At 73.8% G+C, this 20,303-nt stretch carries 18 protein-coding genes and 1 pseudogene; 4 read left to right on the forward strand and 15 right to left on the reverse strand.

Annotated features, from left to right (window positions below; translation table 11 throughout):
* Position 1: 1 nt before the first annotated feature.
* The 5 genes and pseudogenes from GA0070609_RS24605 to GA0070609_RS24625 all read right to left on the reverse strand — a co-directional run bounded on the left by GA0070609_RS24605 (position 2) and on the right by GA0070609_RS24625 (position 3,606).
* Entirely contained in the window at positions 2-715 is a 714-nt protein-coding gene (locus tag GA0070609_RS24605; RefSeq protein ID WP_088995979.1) for a uracil-DNA glycosylase, read from the reverse strand.
* A 19-nt stretch (positions 716-734) separates the two neighbouring features.
* Complete coding sequence (locus GA0070609_RS24610; protein WP_088995980.1) at positions 735-1,421, reverse strand: dienelactone hydrolase family protein; 687 nt, start codon at positions 1,419-1,421, stop codon at positions 735-737.
* 190 nt (positions 1,422-1,611) lie between these two features.
* Positions 1,612-2,106, reverse strand: a pseudogene (locus GA0070609_RS24615) (LppU/SCO3897 family protein); the annotation flags it as partial.
* A 151-nt stretch (positions 2,107-2,257) separates the two neighbouring features.
* Entirely contained in the window at positions 2,258-3,277 is a 1,020-nt protein-coding gene (locus GA0070609_RS24620; protein ID WP_088995982.1) for an HAAS signaling domain-containing protein, read from the reverse strand.
* Positions 3,274-3,606, reverse strand: a complete 333-nt coding sequence (locus GA0070609_RS24625) for a PadR family transcriptional regulator (protein ID WP_088997943.1) — start codon at positions 3,604-3,606, stop codon at positions 3,274-3,276. The genes GA0070609_RS24620 and GA0070609_RS24625 overlap by 4 nt, the downstream gene beginning before the upstream one ends.
* 96 nt (positions 3,607-3,702) lie before the next feature.
* Here GA0070609_RS24625 and GA0070609_RS24630 point away from each other — a divergent pair, with 96 nt between their 5' ends.
* A complete protein-coding gene (locus GA0070609_RS24630) occupies positions 3,703-4,329 on the forward strand; it encodes a LysE family translocator (RefSeq protein ID WP_088995983.1) in 627 nt (208 codons plus the stop codon).
* Between the two features lie 11 nt (positions 4,330-4,340).
* On the opposite strand, the gene GA0070609_RS24635 is transcribed toward GA0070609_RS24630, so the two are convergent.
* The 5 genes from GA0070609_RS24635 to eno all read right to left on the reverse strand — a co-directional run bounded on the left by GA0070609_RS24635 (position 4,341) and on the right by eno (position 8,460).
* Entirely contained in the window at positions 4,341-5,273 is a 933-nt protein-coding gene (locus tag GA0070609_RS24635) for a Ppx/GppA phosphatase family protein (RefSeq protein ID WP_088995984.1), read from the reverse strand.
* A 113-nt stretch (positions 5,274-5,386) separates the two neighbouring features.
* Complete coding sequence (locus GA0070609_RS24640; protein WP_088995985.1) at positions 5,387-5,926, reverse strand: amino-acid N-acetyltransferase; 540 nt, start codon at positions 5,924-5,926, stop codon at positions 5,387-5,389.
* Positions 5,923-6,480 carry a DUF501 domain-containing protein gene (locus GA0070609_RS24645; RefSeq protein ID WP_088997944.1) on the reverse strand — a complete coding sequence of 186 codons (558 nt, stop codon included), beginning with the start codon at positions 6,478-6,480 and terminating at the stop codon, positions 5,923-5,925. The genes GA0070609_RS24640 and GA0070609_RS24645 overlap by 4 nt, the downstream gene beginning before the upstream one ends.
* 34 nt (positions 6,481-6,514) lie before the next feature.
* Entirely contained in the window at positions 6,515-7,144 is a 630-nt protein-coding gene (locus tag GA0070609_RS24650) for an FtsB family cell division protein (protein WP_088995986.1), read from the reverse strand.
* A 32-nt stretch (positions 7,145-7,176) separates the two neighbouring features.
* The gene (gene eno, locus GA0070609_RS24655; protein WP_088995987.1) at positions 7,177-8,460 is read right to left on the reverse strand and encodes a phosphopyruvate hydratase; all 1,284 of its coding nucleotides are present in this window, start codon (positions 8,458-8,460) and stop codon (positions 7,177-7,179) included.
* Positions 8,461-8,710: 250 nt separating this feature from the next.
* Between eno and GA0070609_RS24660 the strand changes: the two genes are divergently transcribed.
* Positions 8,711-9,403, forward strand: coding sequence for a hypothetical protein (locus GA0070609_RS24660; protein WP_088995988.1), 693 nt, complete (start codon positions 8,711-8,713; stop codon positions 9,401-9,403).
* Positions 9,400-10,284, forward strand: a complete 885-nt coding sequence (gene nudC, locus GA0070609_RS24665) for an NAD(+) diphosphatase (protein ID WP_088995989.1) — start codon at positions 9,400-9,402, stop codon at positions 10,282-10,284. Before GA0070609_RS24660 ends, nudC begins: the two co-directional genes overlap by 4 nt.
* A 105-nt stretch (positions 10,285-10,389) precedes the next feature.
* Here nudC and GA0070609_RS24670 read toward each other — a convergent pair whose 3' ends face one another.
* The 4 genes from GA0070609_RS24670 to mfd all read right to left on the reverse strand — a co-directional run bounded on the left by GA0070609_RS24670 (position 10,390) and on the right by mfd (position 17,692).
* Entirely contained in the window at positions 10,390-12,009 is a 1,620-nt protein-coding gene (locus GA0070609_RS24670) for a DUF885 domain-containing protein (RefSeq protein ID WP_088995990.1), read from the reverse strand.
* 107 nt (positions 12,010-12,116) lie between these two features.
* Positions 12,117-13,109, reverse strand: a complete 993-nt coding sequence (locus tag GA0070609_RS24675; protein ID WP_088995991.1) for a nucleoside triphosphate pyrophosphohydrolase — start codon at positions 13,107-13,109, stop codon at positions 12,117-12,119.
* Positions 13,110-13,111: 2 nt separating this feature from the next.
* Complete coding sequence (locus GA0070609_RS24680; RefSeq protein ID WP_088995992.1) at positions 13,112-13,831, reverse strand: hypothetical protein; 720 nt, start codon at positions 13,829-13,831, stop codon at positions 13,112-13,114.
* 213 nt (positions 13,832-14,044) lie between these two features.
* Positions 14,045-17,692 carry a transcription-repair coupling factor gene (mfd, locus tag GA0070609_RS24685; protein ID WP_088995993.1) on the reverse strand — a complete coding sequence of 1,216 codons (3,648 nt, stop codon included), beginning with the start codon at positions 17,690-17,692 and terminating at the stop codon, positions 14,045-14,047.
* Positions 17,693-18,045: 353 nt separating this feature from the next.
* On the opposite strand from mfd, the gene GA0070609_RS24690 reads away from it, so the two are divergent.
* Entirely contained in the window at positions 18,046-18,969 is a 924-nt protein-coding gene (locus tag GA0070609_RS24690) for a cyclase family protein (RefSeq protein WP_088995994.1), read from the forward strand.
* A 124-nt stretch (positions 18,970-19,093) separates the two neighbouring features.
* On the opposite strand, the gene GA0070609_RS24695 is transcribed toward GA0070609_RS24690, so the two are convergent.
* On the reverse strand, positions 19,094-20,134 hold the full coding sequence (locus GA0070609_RS24695) for a S66 family peptidase (protein WP_088995995.1): 1,041 nt from the start codon (positions 20,132-20,134) through the stop codon (positions 19,094-19,096).
* Between the last annotated feature and the right edge of the window lie 169 nt (positions 20,135-20,303).

Genomic DNA, 20,303 nt, shown 5'->3' on the forward strand with positions numbered 1-20,303 from the left:
TTCAGTCCACCCCGGCCGACCGCTTCGCCCGGGCGAACACATCGTCCAGCATCCCTGGTGTCAGCCGTCCCGTGAAGGTGTTCTGCTGGCTGACGTGGTAGCAGCCGAGCAGCTCCGGGGCGGCCGTGCCGGACCAGTGTGCCCCATGCGCGAACGCCGGTCGCGGGCTGGGCGGGCGCTGGCCGTACACCTGACGCAGCACCGGCCACCACGCGGCCCAGGCGAACGCGCCCAGCGCGACCACGACGCGCAGGGTGGGACGGATCAGCGCGACCTCGCGGTGCAGCCACGGCGCGCAGGTGTCCCGCTCCTGGGGCGTGGGCTTGTTGTCCGGCGGCGCGCAGCGCACCGCGGAAAAGATCCGGGTGTCCCGCAGGGCGAGGCCGTCGTCGACGGAGACGCTGGTCGACTGGTTGGCCAGGCCGGCGCGGTGCAGCGCGGCGAAGAGCACGTCGCCGGAGCGGTCGCCGGTGAAGATCCGTCCGGTGCGGTTGCCGCCGTGCGCGGCGGGGGCCAGGCCGAGGATGGCGATGCGCGCGTCCGGAGCGCCGAAGCCGGGCACCGGCCGGCCCCAGTACTCCTGGTCACGGAAGGCCGCCCGGCGGGTCCGGGCCACCTCCTCCCGCCAGTCGACCAGCCGGGGGCAGGCGAAGCAGTCGCTGACCGCGCCGTCGAGGTCGGCCAGGTCGGTCGCCCGCGCGGCGCGGGCGACCACCTCCTCGGGCGTACGCGGCTCAGCCAAGCTTGGCCCGGAAGAGTTCGAGGGTACGGGCCCAGGCGGTGGCGGCGGCCCGCTGGTCGAAGTTCTCCGGCCGGTCCTCGTTGAAGAAGGCGTGCGCGGTGCCCGGGTAGTCGTAGGTCTGGCAGCTGCCGCCGGCGGTCTCGATGGCCCGCCGGACGGTCTGTACGCCGTCGGCGGCGGAGGTGCCGTCCGCTTCCGAGCAGTGGATGTGCGCGGCCTTGCCGGCGTAGTCGGCCCACTCGGCGCGCATCCCGTCCCACGGCAGCCGGGGGTAGAACGCGGCGGTGGCGACGATCCGCTCGGAGCGGGTGGCCGCCCAGAGGGCCAGGCTCGCGCCGGCACAGAACCCGGCGCACCCGACCTTGCCGGCGACCTCGGGACGGCCGGCGAGGTAGTCGGCAGCGTTGGCGATGTCCGCCGCCGCCTCGTCCATCTGCCGGGCGTTCAGCATCTGCCGGGGCTCGTCCGGCTTGCTGGCCGGGCCGCCGTGCCGGAAGTCGGGAGCGAGGGCGACGAAGCCGGCCTCGGCGAACCGGTCGACGACGGCCTGGACGTGGGGCACCAGCCCCCACCAGTCCTGGATGACGATGACCGCGGGGCTCGCCGCACCGCCGGAGGGTATCGCGAGATACCCCTCGCTCGTCCCCCCGTTGCTGGTGAAGCTCACCATTTCGCCCATCGACCCGTCCTCCTAGCGGTCAGTCATCGTTGGCTGGTCGCCCAGTGGTCCTACGTGCCGGTAGCCTGCCACGCCCCCACCGTCGGCGGGAAGACGCTGGAACAGTGGCATTCACCTCCCGTTCGCCTCCCGGTACGCCGACGGCGGCGCGGAGGTCTCCGCGCCGCCGTCGGGGTTGCCCTACGGGAGGTCAGGCCTTCTTGGTGAGGCAGAGCAGGTAGCCCTTCTTGCCGGGCTCGATGCTGTAGAAGACGTACCCGTCCTCACCCTCCTTGATGTACTGCTCGCAGGCCTCGCCCGTCTTGGCCTGCGCCTCGGTCTGGCCGTCGACCCGGCCGACCACGTTGTACACCGCCTCGGTGGAGGTGCAGTCGACGACCTTGGCGTTGTCGACCTCCTCCTCCTCGGTGCCGGTGATCTCGGGCAGCTCGGCGATGCAGTCGCCCGCCTTGGCCTCGGCCGTCTCGTCCTTGTTCAGGAAGTTGCCGATGGCCGTACCGAGGCCGAACTTCAGCCCGGCGATGACCAGGAACACGACGATCGCGCCCACGATGCCGAGCACCTTCTTGCCGCCGGACTTCTTCGACTGCGGCTCCGCCGGGGGCGGCGCCTGGACACCCGGCTGGGACTGCGGGGCGTCCGGGGCGGGGGGCGGTGCGACCTGCTCTGACACGGATTTTCCTTCCGAGGGGTTGATGAGCAGACGACACCGTAACGATCACCCGCCGACCCCGCTGCCCCGCCGACCTCATCCGTTCAGCTATTTCCCAGCTTCGGCCCGCACGTGCGGACCCCGGTCACTCCAGGGTGGGTGACCGGGGTCTCGGGCGGATCGCTCAGCCGGTGGCGCTCGGGGTGGGGGTGGTGCTCGGGCTCACCGTCGCACCCGGGGTCGGCGTGCCGGTGGCGTCCGGCCCACCGGTGGGCTCCGGCGTGTCGGTGGCGCCCGGCGTCGGGGTGCCCAGCGGGGGTACCGTCGGCGCGGGTGCGGCCGGGGCGCGCGGCGCGAAGGGCGCCTGGTCCGGGCAGTACGGGTAGGTCCGCAGCAGCGGGTTGCCGGTGCCGATCGGGTCGCGCGGGTCCGGGCAGTCCGGGTAGCCCAGCCGGATCGGCGCGCCGTTCTGGTCGAACAGGCGCGCGTTCTCCACCAGCCGCCCCTCGCTGTCGTAGACGAAGACGTCCCGCACCCGCTCGTACGGGTTGTCCACCGAGATCGCGTCGTAGCCGTAGTCGTGGTAGCCCGCCCGGTCCTCCGCGTTGGCCAGCCCGGCCAGGGCGAAGACGACGAGCACCAGGCTGGCCGCGTGCATCGCCCAACGCGGCCAGCGTCGCAGCCGCGTCGAGCGGTGGCCCAGCCAGATCGAGGCGAGCAGGAAGCCGACCAGCATCACCAGCCCGCCGACCAGCTCGCCACCGAAGCGCGGCAGCAGGCCGAAGCCGCCGCCGGTGGTGATCACGGTGACCAGCATGGCGGCCAGGTAGCCGCGCACCACCCACCAGGCCGGGCGGAGCAGGCGCAGGAACTCGCTCGCCCGCGCGTACCCCAGCAGCGGGCCGAGCTGGGTGTCCAGCTGGCGCGCCTGGCGGCGGGTCCGGCCCACGACGGCGGCCACCCGCTGGTCGAGGTTCCGCCCGGCGGCGGTGGCCGGCGCGCCGGCGGCGGCCCGCAGTTCGGCCGCGTACGCCTCGGGCTCGCCGAGGCGCTCGACCAGCGAGCCGTCGGCCTCGGCGGCCACCTCGGCGAGGTGCTCCGGCAGATCCTCGGTCAGTTCGTCGCGGACCTCAGCGGGCAGGTCGGCCAGCGCGGCCCGGACCCGCCCGACGTAGTTCGCGATCTCCTGCTCCGTGACGGTCATGCCGCCATCCCCCGATCGTCGAGCAGTGTGTCCATCGTGGTGGCGAACGAGCGCCAGAGCTTGCCGGAGCGGGCGAGCTGGTCCCGCCCGGCGGCGTTGAGTGAGTAGTACTTGCGGTGCGGGCCGGACTCGCTGGGCACGACGTACGTGGTCAGCAGGCCGGCGGCGAAGAGCCGGCGCAGGGTGCCGTAGACGGAGGCGTCGCCGACCTCCTCCAGGCCGGCCTCGCGCAACCGGCGGAGGATGTCGTAGCCGTAGCCGTCCTCCTCGCGCAGCACGGCGAGGACCGCGAGATCCAGCACGCCCTTCAGCAGCTGTGTGGTGTCCACGATCCGCACACTACTGTGCGATGCGTAGTACCGTCAACGAAACAGTACTTCGCCGCGCCGGTGGCCGCCCGTCCTCCGCCCGCCTAGGGTCGGGGCATGTCGTGGAGCAGCTACGGATCGTTCCTGGTCTTCGCCCTGGTGCTGATCCTCATCCCCGGCCCGGACTTCGCCGTGGTCACCCGCAACACCCTGGCCTCGGGGCGACGGCGCGGCGTGTGGAGCGCCGTCGGCGTCACCGGTTCCAACGCGGTGCAGGGCATCGCGGCGGCCGCCGGCCTGGGCGCGCTCGTCGTCCGCTCCCAGCCGCTGTTCGAGGCGATCCGCTGGGTCGGCGTGGCCTACCTGGCGTACCTCGGCGTGCAGGCGTGGCGCTCGGCGTGGGTCGGCCGCTACCCGCCGCTCGCCGGCGACGCGGCCCCGCCAGGTCAGGCGGCGGCTGGCTTCCGGCAGGGCTTCCTGTCCAACATCACCAACCCGAAGGTGCTCGCCTTCTACCTGGCCGTGCTGCCGCAGTTCGTCGGCGGTTCGGCGCCGCTGACGGTGCTGATGGCGTTCGCGCTCAGCCACGCGGTGCTCTCACTGCTGTACCTGCTGGTGCTGGTCGGCGCCCTGCACCGGGCACGGCGGATCCTCTCCCGGCGACGGGTGCGCCGCTGGCTGGACGGGCTGACCGGGTTCGCCCTGCTCGGCTTCGGCGCCCGGCTCGCCACCGAACGCGCCTGACCGCTACGGCCTCACGGCTGGAGGCTCCAGGCGATGCCGTCGAGGATGTCGTGCTCGGAGGCGACCACCGAGGGCATCCCGGCCCGCTCCATGATCACCCGGAGCACCAGGGCGCCGGCGCCGATCACGTCGGCCCGGCCCGGGTGCATCACCGGGATCGCCAGCCGCTGCTCGCGGGTCTTGCCGAGCAGGTCGGCGGTCACCTCCGCCACCGCCTCGTACGACACCCGGGCGTGGTGGATGCGGGCCGGGTCGTACTCCTGGAGCCCCTCGGCGATGGCGACCACGGTGGTGACCGAGCCGGCGAGCCCGACCAGCGTGGCGGCCTCCCGACCGGGCACGACCTCCAGCGCCCGATCGACGGCGACCCCGATGTCGGCCTGCGCGGCGGCGATCTCGTCCAGGCTCGGCGGGTCGCCGTGCAGGTGCCGCTCGGTCATCCGGACGCAGCCGATGTCCATCGAGACGGCCGCCTCGACCCCGCCGGTGCGGGTGCCGACCACGAATTCGGTCGAGCCGCCGCCGATGTCGATGACCAGGAAGGGCTCGGGCGCGTCGGCGGGCAGCCCGCGCACCGCGCCGGTGAAGGAGAGGCGCGCCTCCTCGTCACCGGTCACCACCTCGGGCGCGACCCCGAGGGTCCGCTCGACCATCTCCCGGAAGTCGGCGGCGTTGGCGGCGTCCCGGGACGCCGACGTGGCACACATCCGGATCCGCTCCGCGCCGAGCTTGTCGATGTCGGCGGCGTACGAGGCCAGCGCCACCCGGGTCCGCTCGATCGCCTCCGGGGCCAGCCGACCGGTCTTGTCGACACCCTGGCCGAGCCGGACGATCTCCATCCGCCGGCTCAGGTCGACCAACGGCGCCTCCGGCCCCGCGTCGGTGTCGGGCAGGTCGGCCACCAGCAGGCGGATCGAGTTGGTCCCACAGTCGATGGCGGCCACGCGCGTCGTCACGGCAGCAACCCTACGGCAGTCCACCGCCCCCGGCCCGGCGGTCCGGCCCGCCGCGGGCGCCGCCGGCCGCGCCGGAGCAGGCCCGGCGACCGACCGTCCGCTCATAGGCGCAGCAGCATGCGGGTGTTGCCGAGGGTGTTCGGCTTGACCCGCTCCAGATCCAGGAACTCGGCGACGCCCTCGTCGTACGAGCGCAGCAGCTGCTCGTAGACCGGCTGCGGCACCGGCGCGCCGTCGATCTCGGTGAAGCCGAACGAGCCGAAGAACCGGGTCTCGAAGGTGAGCACGAAGATCCGGGAGACGCCGAGGTCGCGAGCGGCGTCGATCAGCTCCCCGACGATCCGGTGGCCGATCTTGCGACCCCGGCACGACGGGTCCACCGCCACCGTCCGGATCTCGGCCAGGTCCTCCCACATCACGTGCAGCGCGCCGCAGCCGACCACCGCGTCGTCGGCGGCCCGGACCGCCACCCGGAACTCCTGCACGTCCTCGTAGAGGGTGACGGTGGCCTTGCTGAGCAGCCGCCGGTCGTCGGTGTAGGTGTCCACCAGCCGCCGGATGCCGCGGACGTCACGGGTGCGGGCCCGGCGGACGACGATCTCGTCCGCGGCGACCCGGTCCGGTTCGGCGACCCCGGTCATTCGGCCGCCGGCACGTCCACGCACGGCCCGGCGGTCCACCAGGGCTCCACCAGCTCCAACGTCTCGTCGCCGAACGGGTTCACCCCCGGCCCGGCGGCCAGCGCGTGACCGAGGTGCACGTGCAGGCACTTCACCCGGCCGGGCATGCCACCGGCGGAGATGCCGGCGATCTCCGGCACGTGGCCGATCGCCTCGCGGCGGGTGAGGTAGTCCTGGTGCGCGGCCTGGTAGCGGGCGGCCAGCTCCGGGTCGGTGGTGAGCCGGTCGGCCATCTCCTTCATCAGCCCGGCGGACTCCAGCCGGCTGCACGCCGCGGTCGCCCGGGGGCAGGTCAGGTAGTACAGCGTCGGGAAGGGGGTACCGTCGGCCAGCCGCGGCGTCGTCTCCACCACGTCGGGCAGGCCGCACGGGCAGCGGTGGGCCACCGCCCGGGTGCCCCGGGGCGGGCGGCCGAGCTGCGCGGCCACCGCGGCCAGGTCGGCCTCGGTGGCCGGTTCCCGCTGCGGCAGGGGTACGGAGTCCGCCGCCGGCTCCTGCGGTGGTACGACAGTCACGGTGCCCATCTCTCGTTCGGTGCCCGGCCGGTGCTCACTTGTCGGGCTGCTCGGCGTTGGCGGCCTCCACGCTCGACCAGAGGGTGTCGTACCACGGATCCGGGGTGGTTGGCCGGGACGGGGTGCCGCGGCCGGCGTCCCGGGCGGCGCCCTCCGGGTCGTTGAGCAGGATCACGATCTTCTCGCCCGGCCGGGTCATGAAGAACCGCTCCCGGGCCTTGGTCTCGATGAACGCGTCGTCCTGCCACTTGGCCGCCTCGGCGGACAGGTCGGCGATCAGCTTCTCCTGCTTCGCCTGGGACGCCTCCATCCGCTCGATGTCGGCCTGCTGGTCCAGGTAGACCCGCACCGGATAGGTGTAGGCCAGGGCGAGCGCGATCAGCACCGCGAAGAGCACGGTGGCCCGCCCGGTGAAGCGTCGGGGGTGGGGTGCGGTGAGCCGCTTGACCGAGCCACCCGCCGCCGCACGACGGGCAGCGGCGGGCCGGTTCGCGGAGCGTACGCCCTCGGCACCGCGGGCGGCACCGGGCGCGCGGCCGGCGGCGGCGCGCGGGTCGGCACGGACCCCGCCGTCGCGGGCCGATCCCCGGGCGGCCCGGCTCCCGCCCGGCCGACCCGGCCGGCGGGCGGGACGCTGACCGCCCGGTGTGCGGCGCTGCTGCATCGTCACACCCCTCCCCCGAGGCTTCGCGGGACTCAGGCCGAACGGTAGCGCGGGAACGCGCCCGCCCCGGCGTACCGCGCCGCGTCGGCCAGCTCCTCCTCGATCCGCAGGAGCTGGTTGTACTTCGCCACCCGGTCCGAACGGGCCGGGGCGCCGGTCTTGATCTGGCCGCAGCCGGTGGCCACCGCCAGGTCGGCGATGGTGGTGTCCTCGGTCTCGCCGGAGCGGTGGCTCATCATGCACATGAAGCCGGCCCGGTGGGCCAGGTCCACCGCGTCGAGGGTCTCGGTCAGCGAACCGATCTGGTTCACCTTGACCAGCACGGCGTTGGCGGCCTTCTCGGCGATGCCCCGGGCGATCCGCTGCGGGTTGGTGACGAACAGGTCGTCGCCGACGATCTGGATCCGGTCGCCGATCGAGGCGGTCAGCGTCTGCCAGCCGCTCCAGTCGTCCTCCGACAGCGGGTCCTCGATCGACACGATCGGGTAGTCGCCGATGAGCTTGGTGTAGTAGTTGCTCATCTCCTCGGCGGTCTTCGTGGCGCCCTCGAAGGTGTAGGTGCCGTTGTCGAAGAACTCGGTGGCGGCCACGTCGAGCGCGAAGACGATGTCGGTGCCGAGCCGGTAGCCGGCCTTCTCCACCGCCTCGGCGATCAGGTCCAGCGCGGCGGAGTTGGTGGGCAGGTTCGGCGCGAAGCCGCCCTCGTCGCCCAGCCCGGTGGAGAGGTCCTTCTTCTTCAGCACCGACTTCAGCGCGTGGTAGACCTCGGCGCCGGAGCGCAGCGCCTCGCGGAAACTCGGGGCGCCGATCGGAGCGATCATGAACTCCTGGATGTCGACGTTGGAGTCGGCGTGCGCCCCACCGTTGAGGATGTTCATCATCGGCACCGGCAGCAGGTGCGCGTTCGGGCCGCCCAGGTAGCGGAAGAGGCTCAGCTCGGCGCTGCCGGCGGCGGCCTTCGCGACCGCCAGGGAGACCCCGAGGATGGCGTTGGCGCCCAGCTCGGACTTGGCGTCGGTGCCGTCGATGTCGAGCATCTTCTGGTCGATGAGCCGCTGCTCGCTGGCCTCGTAGCCGATCAGCTCGTCGACAATCTTGTCCTCGACGTTGGAGACCGCCTTCTCCACGCCCTTGCCCTGGTAGCGGTCGGCGTCACCGTCGCGCAGCTCGATCGCCTCGAACGCGCCGGTGGAGGCGCCGGAGGGCACCGCGGCGCGGGCCACCGTGCCGTCGTCCAGGCCGACCTCGACCTCGACGGTCGGGTTGCCCCGCGAGTCGAGAATCTCCCGGGCGACGATTCCCTCGATGGTTGCCACTGAGTCGCTCCTCGTTTGTGTGGTTCCGGTCCGTATGGGCCGCGACGGTGCGGCTGAGGCAGGTGTTGAACGCAGCGTATCGGGCGGCGGTCGGGGCCGGGCCGTCCGGGCACACCGGGCCTGCCCGCTCGGACGCAGCTTGACCCGAAACCTGCCCCCGACGGCGGGTTACCCGGACATTCCCGGATTCTCGTACCTCAACCGGCAACGGGTTTGCGTACCGTGGACCCGATCGAGGAGGCTGAGCGCCATGCCCGCCGCCTCGACCACCCTCCGTATGCTCGCCGTGTCGGTCATCGCGTCGCTCACCGTCACCGGCTGTCAGGCCCTCGACGACGCCGGCCGGGCGATCGGGCGGTCCGACCTGGTCAACGATCTCGCCGCCCGGCTGGACCGGGCGCTGGAGCTGACCTACTCCGCCGACTACCAGTTGCCGGGCGGGCAGACCGCCAGCATCGCCCAGGCGCAGCAGCCGGCGCGCTCCGCGTACACCTACCCGGGTGGCAGGCTGACCGTCACCGACGAGGCGACCACCCGCTGCGAGACCACCGGCGCCCGGACGACCTGCACCCTGGAGGCGCCGCCGGCGCCGAACAGCAAGCCGTCGGTGGCCGTGTTCACCGAGGCCAAGCGGCGCGGCCTGGTCACCCCGCCGGTCGTGGTGGGGATGTTGACCGAGGCCGCGCTCGACCCGGACGCGGTGATCACGCAGAGCGACACCACCGTGGCCGGGCGGCACGCCACCTGCGTGGACGTACGCCAGGCCGCCGGCAACTTCACCGCCTGCGTGACCACCGAGGGCGCCCTGGGCAGCTTCACCGGGCAGGTTGACGGCAAGCCGGTGGAGCTGGCGCTGAGCCGCTACCGGGAGACCGTCGACCAGACGGCGTTCGACCTGCCGCCCGGCGCCGGCGTGGTCGACCGCCGCACGGCCGACTCGTGACCGCGGCGACCGGCGCCGGCGCCCGCTTCGTGCCCGGGGCGGGGCACGCCGGGCCGCCCGCGCCGGACGACCCGGCGCTGCTGGTGGCCGGCCGGAAGCTGCTGGTCGGCGCGGACGGGCGGTTCCTCCGGATCGCCGACCTGCCCGCCGGCACCGACTGGATGCCGCTCGGCACGCTCGACGGCGTCCCCGTCTGGGGCGCCGCCCGGCCGGCCGAGCACACCGGCGATCGTCCGGGCGGTGGCGAGGACGGCACCGGGCACCCGGGCCGCTGGTTGAGCTGGCGGGCGCTCGCCGCCGAGGTGCCGGAGCCGCTGGCCGCGCTGGCCGGGCGGGCCCTGCAGGTGGTCACCTGGCGGCACGCCCACCGCTGGTGCGGCGCCTGCCGGGCCGAACTGGCCGACGTGCCGGGCGAGTCGGCCCGGCGCTGCCCCGACTGCGACCTGTACGTGCCGATGCAGCTCTCCCCGGCGGTGCTGGTGGCGATCACCCGCCCCGGTCCGGCCGGCCGCCCCGACGAGCTGCTCCTGGTCCGCCACTCGTACGGGCCGACCGAGCTGTGGGCGCTGGTCGCCGGCTTCGTCGAGGCCGGCGAGACGCTGGAGGCGGCGGCGCACCGGGAGGTCGGCGAGGAGGTCGGGCTGGCCCTCGACCGGCTGACCTACTTCGGCAGCCAGCCGTGGGCGATGTCCGGCCCCGGGGTGCTGCTCGCCGGCTTCACCGCCACCGCCGCCGACCCGACCGCCGAGCCGGTCATCGACGGGCGGGAGCTGACGCAGGCGCGCTGGTTTCCGCTGGACGCGCTGCCGGCGGAGCTGCCGCCGGCGTACTCCATCTCGCGCTGGCTGATCGACGCCACGGTGACCGCGGCCCGGGGCTGACCGGCGACGGACGCCGCCCGGAGCCGGGCCGGGCTGACCGGCGACGGCCGTTGGCGCGACCGCGCGGGGCTGACCGGCGACGGGCGCCGCCCGGAGCCGGGTGGGTCAGACGCCGAGCAGGGTGCGCAGGTGGCGCGGGGGCGGGCAGTCGTGGGCGAGCATCGCGTCGTGCCAGTCGCGCACCGGCACGCCGTCCGGACGCGCGGCGGCGATCTCGGCCACCTCGCTGTAGCCGACGAAGTAGGTCGACAGCTGCGTCGAGGTGAGCAGCGCGCGCCGCCACTTGCCGGCCGCCTCCCCCTCCTCCTGGAAGCCGCGCCCGGTCATCAACGCCATCGCCTCTGCCTCGGGCAGCTCCTCGCAGTGCACCAGCTGGTCGAGCAGCGCGTTGATGGTCATCCGCAGCTGCATCTTGAGCTGCTGCAGCCGCACCGGCAGGCCGCCGAAGCCGAGCCCGGCCATCAGCTCCTCGGCGTAGACCGCCCAGCCCTCGATGAACGGGCCGGAGCGCGCCACCGCCCGCACCCGGGTGTCGCCGACGTAGCGGCGGGCGTGGGCGAGCTGGAGGAAGTGCCCGGGCATCGCCTCGTGCACGGTCAGGTTGCGGATCATGTGGTCGTTGTACTCGCGGTAGAAGGATTCGATTCGGTGCGCCGGCCAGTCGGCGGGGGTCGGCGCGATGCAGTAGAAGGTGGGCACGTTCGCCGTCTCCAGCGGGCCGGGCGAGTCGCAGTAGGCGACCGCCACCCCCCGGGCGAACTCCGGCATCACCTGGATCACGCACGGGTCGTCGACCAGGGTGACCAGGTCGTGCGCGCGGACGAAGTCGCTCGCCTCGTCCAGCGTCACGCCGGCCAGGTCCACGATGGAGTGGTCGTCCGGGTGCTCGGCGGCGAGCAGGTCCAGCGCCCGGCGTACCGTCTCGTCGTCGGCCGGGCCGCCGACCAGCTCGACCGCCGCCGCGCGGATCTCCTCGGTGACCCGGTCCAGGTTGGCCCAGGCGCGGCGCTGGATCTCGGCGGCGCCCAGCTCGGTGTCCAGGGTGTGCCAGAGCCGCGCCTCCCAGCGGCGCCGGCCCAGCCGCGGGTCCCGCCCCGGGCCGGCGTCGGCGGCCAGGCCGATGCGCAGCCAGGCGACGAACTCCTCCAGCGCCGCGATGGCCGCGGTCGCCGCCGGCTCGACCCGGTCGTGCAGCGCGGGCGCCTGGTTGAGCAGCGCCGACACCTCGTCGCGGATCAGCGCCGCCGTGCCGGTGAACTGCCCGACCGCCGTCTCGGCGTGGATCCGGGGCATGTCCCGCAGCGTCGCCCGCGCCGTGGCCATCGCGTCCGGTACGGCGGCGAGCCGGCCGGCCAGGCTTTCCAGCCGGACCTCGGCCGGGGCGTACGGGCGGGCGACCAGCGCGTGCAGCAGCGGGCCGGGATTGTGCCGCAGCGGATCCCACTCGTGGGTACGGATCTCGGTCGCCTCGAACAGCGCCCGGTCGACCAGGCCGGTCAGCAGTGCGTGGTCGACCCGCTCCTCGACGTCCAGCGCGTCGGGGTCGAGTTCGGAGAGGGCGTGCGCGGCGTCGGTCAGCATCGCCCGGTCGGCCGCCACGGCGTCGGCGGAGAGGTCCGGCAACCGGTCGTCGTACCGGTGGTCCCCCGCCGACGAGGCCAGCCCCGGCCGGCTCTCCAGCAACGCGTCGACGATCCGCTCCGCCACCACCCCGAACGACTCCACCCACCGACCCTAACCAACCCGAGCGTCCGGCGCGCCGCACTCGTCCGGCGCGTTGATCATGAAGTTGTTGTCATCCGCCTCGGCGTGTCACGACAACAACCTCATGATCAACCGGGCTGGTCGGGGGTGCGGGCGGTGCGTTCGGCGGCGCGGACGGCGTCGGCGTAGGCGAGGGTGGTGCGGCGGAGGGCGGCTTCGGGGTCGATTCCTGCCTCGCGTGCGGCGGCGACGGTAGCCAGCAGGCTGGCGCCGAGTCTGGCCTCGGGGTCCACCTGGGACTCGGCGAGCGGAGGCGGGACGGCCAGACCGATGCGGCCGGCGCGCTCCAGGATCTTCGCGGCCAGCGCGAGCGCGGGCTGGCTGGGCGCCACCCCGTCCAGCACCGAGCCGCGCGGCTTCTCGGCCCGCTTGATCTGCTCCCAGTTCTCGGTGATCTCGTCCAGGGTGCCCGCCTCGGCGCCGGCGAAGACGTGCGGGTTGCGCCGGATCATCTTGTCGACCAGCCCGCCGGCCACGTCGTCGACGTTCCACCGCTCGCCCTCGGGCAGCTCCTCGGCCAACCGGGCGTGCAGCACCACCTGGAGCAGCACGTCACCCAGTTCCTCGCGGAGGGCGTCGGTGTCCCCGGCGCCGATCGCGTCGTACGCCTCGTAGCACTCCTCGAGCAGGAACCGGGCCAGGCTCTCGTGGGTCTGGGCCCGCTTCCACGGGTCACCGCCGGGCGACGCCAGCCGGTCCATCACCGCTACCGCGTCCAGCAGCCGGGCGCCGGGCGGATCCCACGAGCCGTACATCAGCTCCAGCTCGGCCAGGCCCGGCTCGCGGGCCAGCCGCAGCCCCAGCTCCCGGGCCAGCGCCTCGTCGCCGGTCGGCCCGGCCAGCCAGACCGCGGTGCCCCGCGCGGCGGCCGCGTCCAGCAGCGCGGTGGTCGCCGCGCCCTCGACCACGGTGACCTCGGCGCCCGCCGCGCGGACGGCCGTGGTCAGCTCGCTCTCCGCGCCGGCCAGCACCGGGGCCTGCCGTACGACGTCCCAGGCCGCCGCGGTCAGCAGACCGGCCGGCAGCCGGGGCGAGGTGACCAGCAGGACGATCCGGGGCATGCTCAGAGGTCGGTCACCGCGTCGGAGCCGGGCTCCCCCAGCGGCACGTTGACCGCGGGAGCGCCACCGGAGAAGGTGAGCACGGGGAACTCCAGCGGGCGGTAGCGCGGGTTCACCGTGACGTCGTGGCCCTCGACCGCCTCGGCCAGCGCCTTGCGGATGGCCAACGCACCGCGCAGCTGGTCGTCGTTGAGCTGCCTACCGGCGACCTCGTCAGTCATCTCGGCCGAGATCGCCCCGGCCTTGCGGCCCGCCGCGATCACGTCGGCGATGTCCTGCGCCGTCGGCTCTACCGGCTCGCCAACCGGCATCCCGGACAGGCAGGTGTAGAGCTCGGCCAACCGCCGCACGTAGTCGCTCTCCGGCGAGAGCCCGACCTCCTGCGCGACCTGCTGCGGCATCGCCTGCCCGCGCGGCTGGTAGTTCCGCTCGGCCGACACCCGCTCGCACACCTCGGTCAGCACCAGCACGCTCGCCACCTGGCGACGCGCGGGCAGCTGCGGCCCGGGCAGGTCCGGCTGCTCCTCGCCGGGGCTGGGCGTGGCGGCGGAGGTCGGCGCCGGGTTCTTCACCCGCGCGTCGTCCAGCACGGCGGTGACCGCATCCTCGGTGATCCGGTGATCACCGACGTACGCGGCGACGCCGGGCTCGGCACGGCAACCGGAGAGGGCGACGAGGCCGACCGCCACGCTGGCGACGGCGACAAGACGGCGAGCACGCATGGGGGTCACTCTCTCACGCCAACCCACGTCGCTGTGACGCCCCCCACCTCCCCGACCGGCCGGGGTCCGTACAGCGCGGCGGCCGGTCCCAGGCCCGTACAGCGCGGCGGCCGGTCCCAGGCCCGTACAGCGCGGCGGCCGGTCCCAGGCCCGTGCAGCGCGGCGGCCGGGGAGGGCGTGGCGCCCTCCCCGGTCGAGCCGGGCTCGTCCCGGTCAGGCGGTCGCGCCGGCCGGGACCGCCGAGGCCGGGGCGCCGAGGACGTCGGAGAGGAGCTGCGCGCACCACTCCAGCAGCGCCTGGTCGCGCAGCGGCTCGCCGCCCACCCGCCGGGTGCTCGGGCGGGGCACGCTGACCTGGTCGAGCGCGGACTTGTAGACCGCGTCCGGGTGGTAGCGCTTGAGCCGGAGCTGCTTGGAGTCCGGCAGCGGCAGCGGGCCGAACCGGATGTGCTTGCCCTGCATGCTCACGTCGGTGAGGCCGTACCGGCGGGCGAGCAGCCGGAACCGGGCCACCGCGACCAGGTTCTGCACCGGCGCGGGCGGTTCGCCGTACCGGTCGGTCATCTCGGCGACCACCTCGCGCAGCCGCTCGGAGTCGCGCGCCTCGGCGAGTTTGCGGTACATCTCCAGGCGCAGCCGCTCCACGCCGACGTAGTCGTGCGGCAGGTGCGCGTCGACCGGCAGGTCGATCTTGACGTCGACCTCTTCCTCCGGGCGCTCACCCTTGAACGCCTGCACCGCCTCGCCGACCATCCGCACGTACAGGTCGAAGCCGACGCCCTCGATGTGCCCGGACTGCTCGCCGCCGAGCAGGTTGCCGGCGCCCCGGATCTCCAGGTCCTTCATCGCCACGTACATGCCGGCGCCCAGCTCGGTGTGCTGGGCGATGGTGGCCAGCCGCTCGTGGGCGTGCTCGGTCAGCGGCTTCTCCGGCGGGTAGAGGAAGTAGGCGTACGCCCGCTCGCGGCCCCGGCCCACCCGGCCGCGGATCTGGTGCAGCTGGGCCAGGCCGAGCAGGTCGGCCCGTTCCACGATCAGGGTGTTGGCGTTCGGGATGTCGATGCCGGACTCCACGATCGTGGTGCAGACCAGCACGTCGAACTCCTTCTCCCAGAAGCCGACCATGACCTTCTCGAGCGCGTCCTCGCCCATCTGGCCGTGCGCCACCGCGACCCGCGCCTCGGGCACCAGCTCGCGGATCCGGCGGGCCGCCCGGTCGATCGACTCGACCCGGTTGTGCAGGTAGAAGACCTGCCCGTCGCGGAGCAGCTCGCGGTGGATGGCCGCGGCCACCTGCCGGTCGTCGTACGCCCCGACGGCGGTGAGCACCGGGTGCCGCTCCTCGGGCGGGGTGGCGATGGTGGACATCTCCCGGATGCCGGTGATCGCCATCTCCAGGGTGCGCGGGATGGGCGTGGCCGACATGCTCAGCACGTCGACCGAGGCCCGCATGCTCTTCAGGTGCTCCTTGTGCTCGACGCCGAACCGCTGCTCCTCGTCGACGATCACCAGGCCGAGCTGCTTGAACCTCGTCGCCGCCTGGAGCAGCCGGTGGGTGCCGATGACGATGTCCGCCGTACCGTCGGCGGCCATCGCCAGGGTCTGCTCGGCCTCCTTCGGCGTCTGGAACCGGGACAGCTGCCGGATGGTCACCGGGAACTGGTTCATCCGCTCGGCGAAGGTGTTGTAGTGCTGCTGCACCAGCAGGGTGGTGGGCACCAGCACGGCCACCTGCTTGCCGTCCTGCACCGCCTTGAAGGCCGCCCGGACGGCGATCTCGGTCTTGCCGTAGCCGACGTCGCCGCAGATCAGCCGGTCCATCGGGACCGACTGCTCCATGTCCCGCTTGACCTCCTCGATCGCGGCGAGCTGGTCGGGCGTCTCCTGCCACGGGAAGGCGTCCTCCAGCTCCCGCTGCCACGGGGTGTCCGGGCCGAAGTTGTGCCCCTTGGACGCCTTGCGGGCGGCGTACAACTGGATCAGCTGGGCGGCGATCTCGCGGACCGCCTTGCGGGCCCGGGCCTTGGACTTCTGCCAGTCCGAGCCGCCCATCTTGTGCAGGGTGGGCTGCTCGCCGCCGACGTACCGGGAGAGCTGGTCGAGCTGGTCGGTGGGGACGAAGAGCCGGTCGCCGGGCTGGCCGCGCTTGCTCGGCGCGTACTCGATGACCAGGTACTCCCGGGAGGCGCCGTTGACCGTGCGCTGCACCAGTTCGAGGTAGCGGCCGATGCCGTGCTGCTCGTGCACCACGTGGTCGCCGGCCCGCAGCTCCAGCGGGTCGATGGTGTTGCGGCGGCGGCTCGGCATCTTGCGCATGTCGCGGGTCGAGGTGCCCCGGCCGCCGGTGACGTCGTTGCCGGTGAGCAGCACGAACCGGGACGCCTCGTCGACGAACCCGCTGGTCAGGCTGCCGCAGGTGACCAGCAGCTCGCCGGGGGCCGGCGCGGTCGGCACCTTCTCGACCAGACGGGCGCCGAGCCCGGCGTCGCGGAGCACCTCGACCGCCCGCTGGGCGGGGCCGTGCCCCTCGAAGACCAGCGCGATCGACCAGCCCTCGCCGGCCCAGCGCTTCAGGTCGTCGACCACCCGGGCGGTCTCGCCGTGGTAGAGCGGGGCGGGCTGGGCGGCCAGGGTCACCGCGATCGCGTCGTCCGGGGTCACCGCCACCTCGGTCGGTTCGTCCTCCCACGGCTGACGGGCGGGCGCGGCGGCGGCCTCCGCCAGGCCGAACGGAGAGAGCGTCCACCACGGCTGGCGCAGCGCGGCCGCAGCGGCGCGTACGTCGGCCAGGGTGCGGAAGGCGGCGGCGCCGAGGTCGACCGGGGCCTGCCCACCGGTGGCGGCCGCGGCCCAGCTGGCCTGGAGGAACTCCTCGGAGGTACGCACCAGGTCGTGCGCCCGGGTGCGGATCCGCTCCGGGTCGCAGAGGATCACGTGGGTGCCGGCCGGCATGGTGTCCAGCAGCAGCTCCAGGCTCTCCTCGCCGAGCAGCGCCGGGACCAGCGACTCCATCCCCTCGACCGGGATGCCCTCGGCCAGCTTGTCCAGGATCTCGGCCAGCTCGGGGTGCCGCTGGGCCAGCGCGGCGGCGCGCTCGCGTACGTCGGGGGTGAGCAGCAGCTCGCGGCAGGGCGGGGCCCAGAGCTGGGCGACCTGCTCGATGGTGCGCTGGTCGGCGACGGCGAAGGTGCGGATCTCCTCCACCTCGTCGCCCCAGAACTCGACCCGCGACGGATGCTCGTCGGTGGGCGGGAAGACGTCCAGGATGCCGCCGCGGACCGCGAACTCGCCGCGCTTGGTGACCAGGTCGACCCGGGCGTACGCCATGTCGGTGAGCCGGCGCGCCACGTCCTCCAGATCGGCCTCGGCGCCGGCCGCCAGCTGCACCGGAACGAGGTCGCCGAGGCCCTTGAGCTGCGGCTGGAGCAGCGAGCGGACCGGGGCGACGACCACCCGCAGCGGGCCGGTACGGCCGTGCGCGTCGGCCGAGTCGGGGTGGGCGAGCCGGCGCAGCACGGCCAGCCGCCGCCCGACCGTGTCCGACCGGGGCGAGAGGCGCTCGTGCGGCAGCGTCTCCCAGGACGGGAAGACCGCCACCTGCTCGGCCGGGAGCAGGCTGCCCAGCGCGGTGACCAGGTCGTCGGCCTCCCGGCTGGTGGCCGTCACGGCCAGCACCGGCCGGCCGGCTCCGCCGGCTTTCCCGTCGGCGTCCGCCGCGACGGCCGCGACCGCGAACGGCCGCAGCGCCGCCGGCGCGGTGATGTCCAGCCCGTCGACCTGGGCGGCACCGGAGCGCGCCAGGTCACGCGCCCGGGCCAGCCCGGGGTCGGCCAGGGCGGCGGAGAACAGACCGGTGAGCATGTGATCACTTCCGTGGGGAGTCGGCACGCGTGGACAGGCACACGACAGATGCCCCTCGTCCGGCCGGACGGGGGGTGCACGACTGCCAGCCTATCTCCGCCGCCCGACACCCCACCCCCTTCCCGCGCCCTCCGAACCGGAAGGACCCGCCGGAGCACCGGCGCGGTGAACCGTCCCGCGCCCCGCGCCCCGCGCCCCGCGCTCGATCCTGGATGTAGTGGCCTTCGACACGCAGCGAGGCCACTACATCCAGGAAATTGCGCGATCTTGGACCGGCAGATGCCGTCGGGCCCGGCCGGGAACGCGACCAGGGACGCTTGACCGGGTCGGCGGCTTCATGATCGGGTTTTGTCATGGCTGAGGAGTGGCGGGCGCAGTTCGACGCGGAGGTGAGCTTCGCCAACGGCGGCGGGCTACGGACGGACGGGTTCCGGCTGGACATCCCCGGCCGGGAGATCAGCGACGCCGACCTGGGCGCGCTCCTGGTGCGGCACCTCGGCCTGTTGATGGTCGCCGAGGTACGGATCAGCAACAAGACGATCATCCAGGAGCCGCACAAGGGCGGCCGCGGCCTGGCCGCCACCGAGGGCGCGACGGCCGGTGGGGCGCGGCGGCTGGTGGAGCTGAGCTACGTGATCAGCGACGGAATGGTCACCCTGCCCGGCTGGCCGGCGCCGCGGATCGGTGACTGGCTGACCTTTGCGGCGTCCCGGGGGAACTACGCGCCGGGCACCGAGTTCCGGGTGGCCCGGGTCGACATGATCGCCAACACCGGCACCTACCTGGACACTCCCGCGCACCGCTGGGCCGACGGGGCCGACCTGTCCGGGGTGCCGCTGGACCGCCTCGCCGACCTGCCCGGCATCGTGGTGCGGGTGCCCGCCGGCACCCGGGCGATCGACCAGCTGATGCTGGCCCCGTACGACGTCGCCGGGCGCGCGGTGCTGCTGCACACCGGCTGGGACGCGCACTTCGGCACCGACCGGTACGGCGCGCCGGAGGCGCCCCACCTGACTGGGGAGGCCGCTCGGGCGCTGGCCGAGGCGGGCGCGGCGCTGGTCGGCATCGACTCGATCAACATCGACGACATGAGCCCGGCGGCCGGCGGCGAACGCCCCGCACACAGCAGCCTGCTCGCCGCCGGCATCCCGATCGTGGAACACCTGACGGGTCTGGATGAGCTGCCGCCGGACGGCTTCCGGTTCACCGCCGCCCCGCCGCGGGTCGCCGGCATGGGTACCTTCCCGGTCCGCGCCTTCGCCCTCGTCGACGCCTGACCACCCCCGCTGGCCCGGGGCCGGCTTGTAGATCCACACGAGATTGGCGATATGGCGGTATCCGCCGCGCGTGGATACCGCCATATCCCGGACATGGAGTGGATCTCGCGGCCCTGCCGGGTGGTCAGTAGCGGACGCTGATGCGGCGCGCGACGGCGTCGACGCGGATCTCGCCGCCGTAGGGCACGATCAGTTGCGGGTCGGTGTGGCCGAGGTCGACGTCGAAGACCAGCACCGCGTCCGGGGCGTACTCGGCGAACGCCCGGGTCACCGCCGCCCGCTGCTCCGCCGCGTAGGCCTGCCGCTGCTCGGGGGTGTGCGGCCGCGCGAAATCCCAGGCCTTGGCCCGGCCGACCACGGCGGCCGGGAAGGTGGCCAGCAGGCCGCGCTCGCCGAGGTTGCGCAGGATCCGGTAGACCTCGGTGCCCGGCGGCAGCTCCTCGGAGGTCTCGATCAGGAAGACCGAGCCGGCCAGCTCGGCGGCCGGGGCGACCCGGTCGGCGGCGAGCAGCCAGTGCAGGATCTCCAGGTTGCCGCCCCAGGTGCGTCCCTCGACCACCCGCTCGGGTCCCTGCCAGCTCCAACCGCTGCCCGGGAACATCAGCGGCTCATCCGCCAGCGACGCCGGGTCCTGCCAGTCGTTGGGCTGGTCGCCCCACTCCGTCGCCGGGGTCAGCTCGTACCAGCCGGAGGTGAACAGGGCGGCGCGCAGCGAGTCGAAGGTCAGCGGGTGTGGCGAGCCGGGCCGGCCGAGGTGAACCAGCACCGACCCGCCGTGGTAGCTCACGATGCCCAGCCGGTGCAGGTGGTTGAGCACGTTGGTGTTGTCCGAGTAGCCGTAGTAGGGCTTCGGGTTGGCCCGTAGCACCGCGTCGTCCAGGTGCGGGGTGACCGTGATCAGGTCGTCGCCGCCCACGGTGGCCAGTACGGCGGTCACCGACGGGTCGGCGAAGGCGGCGGTCAGGTCCCGGGCCCGGTCGCGCGGGTCGGCGCCCATCACCCGGGTGGTCGGGTACTCCACCGGTTCCAGGCCGAACTCCTCCCGCAGCCGGCGCAGGCCCAGCTCGTACACGTGGGGGAAGAGACCCGGCAGGCCGGCGGAGGGTGAGACGACCGCGACCCGGTCGCCGGGTCGCGGCTTGGGGGGATAACTGAGCGGCGTCATGATCGAACGCTAACCGGCCGGTCGAGCGGTTTCCGGCCGGCAAAGAAGCATGAGTCCGGCAAATCCCGTCATAGGCTGAGGTTCAGGCCCCCTCCTTCCCGCCGGGGCCACGCGGATACGATCCAGGGAGTCGGACAGCGCTGTCCTTCGTACTCGCGTAAGGAGCGCA

This window comes from Micromonospora echinaurantiaca (assembly GCF_900090235.1).
Taxonomy (GTDB): Bacteria; Actinomycetota; Actinomycetes; order Mycobacteriales; family Micromonosporaceae; genus Micromonospora; species Micromonospora echinaurantiaca.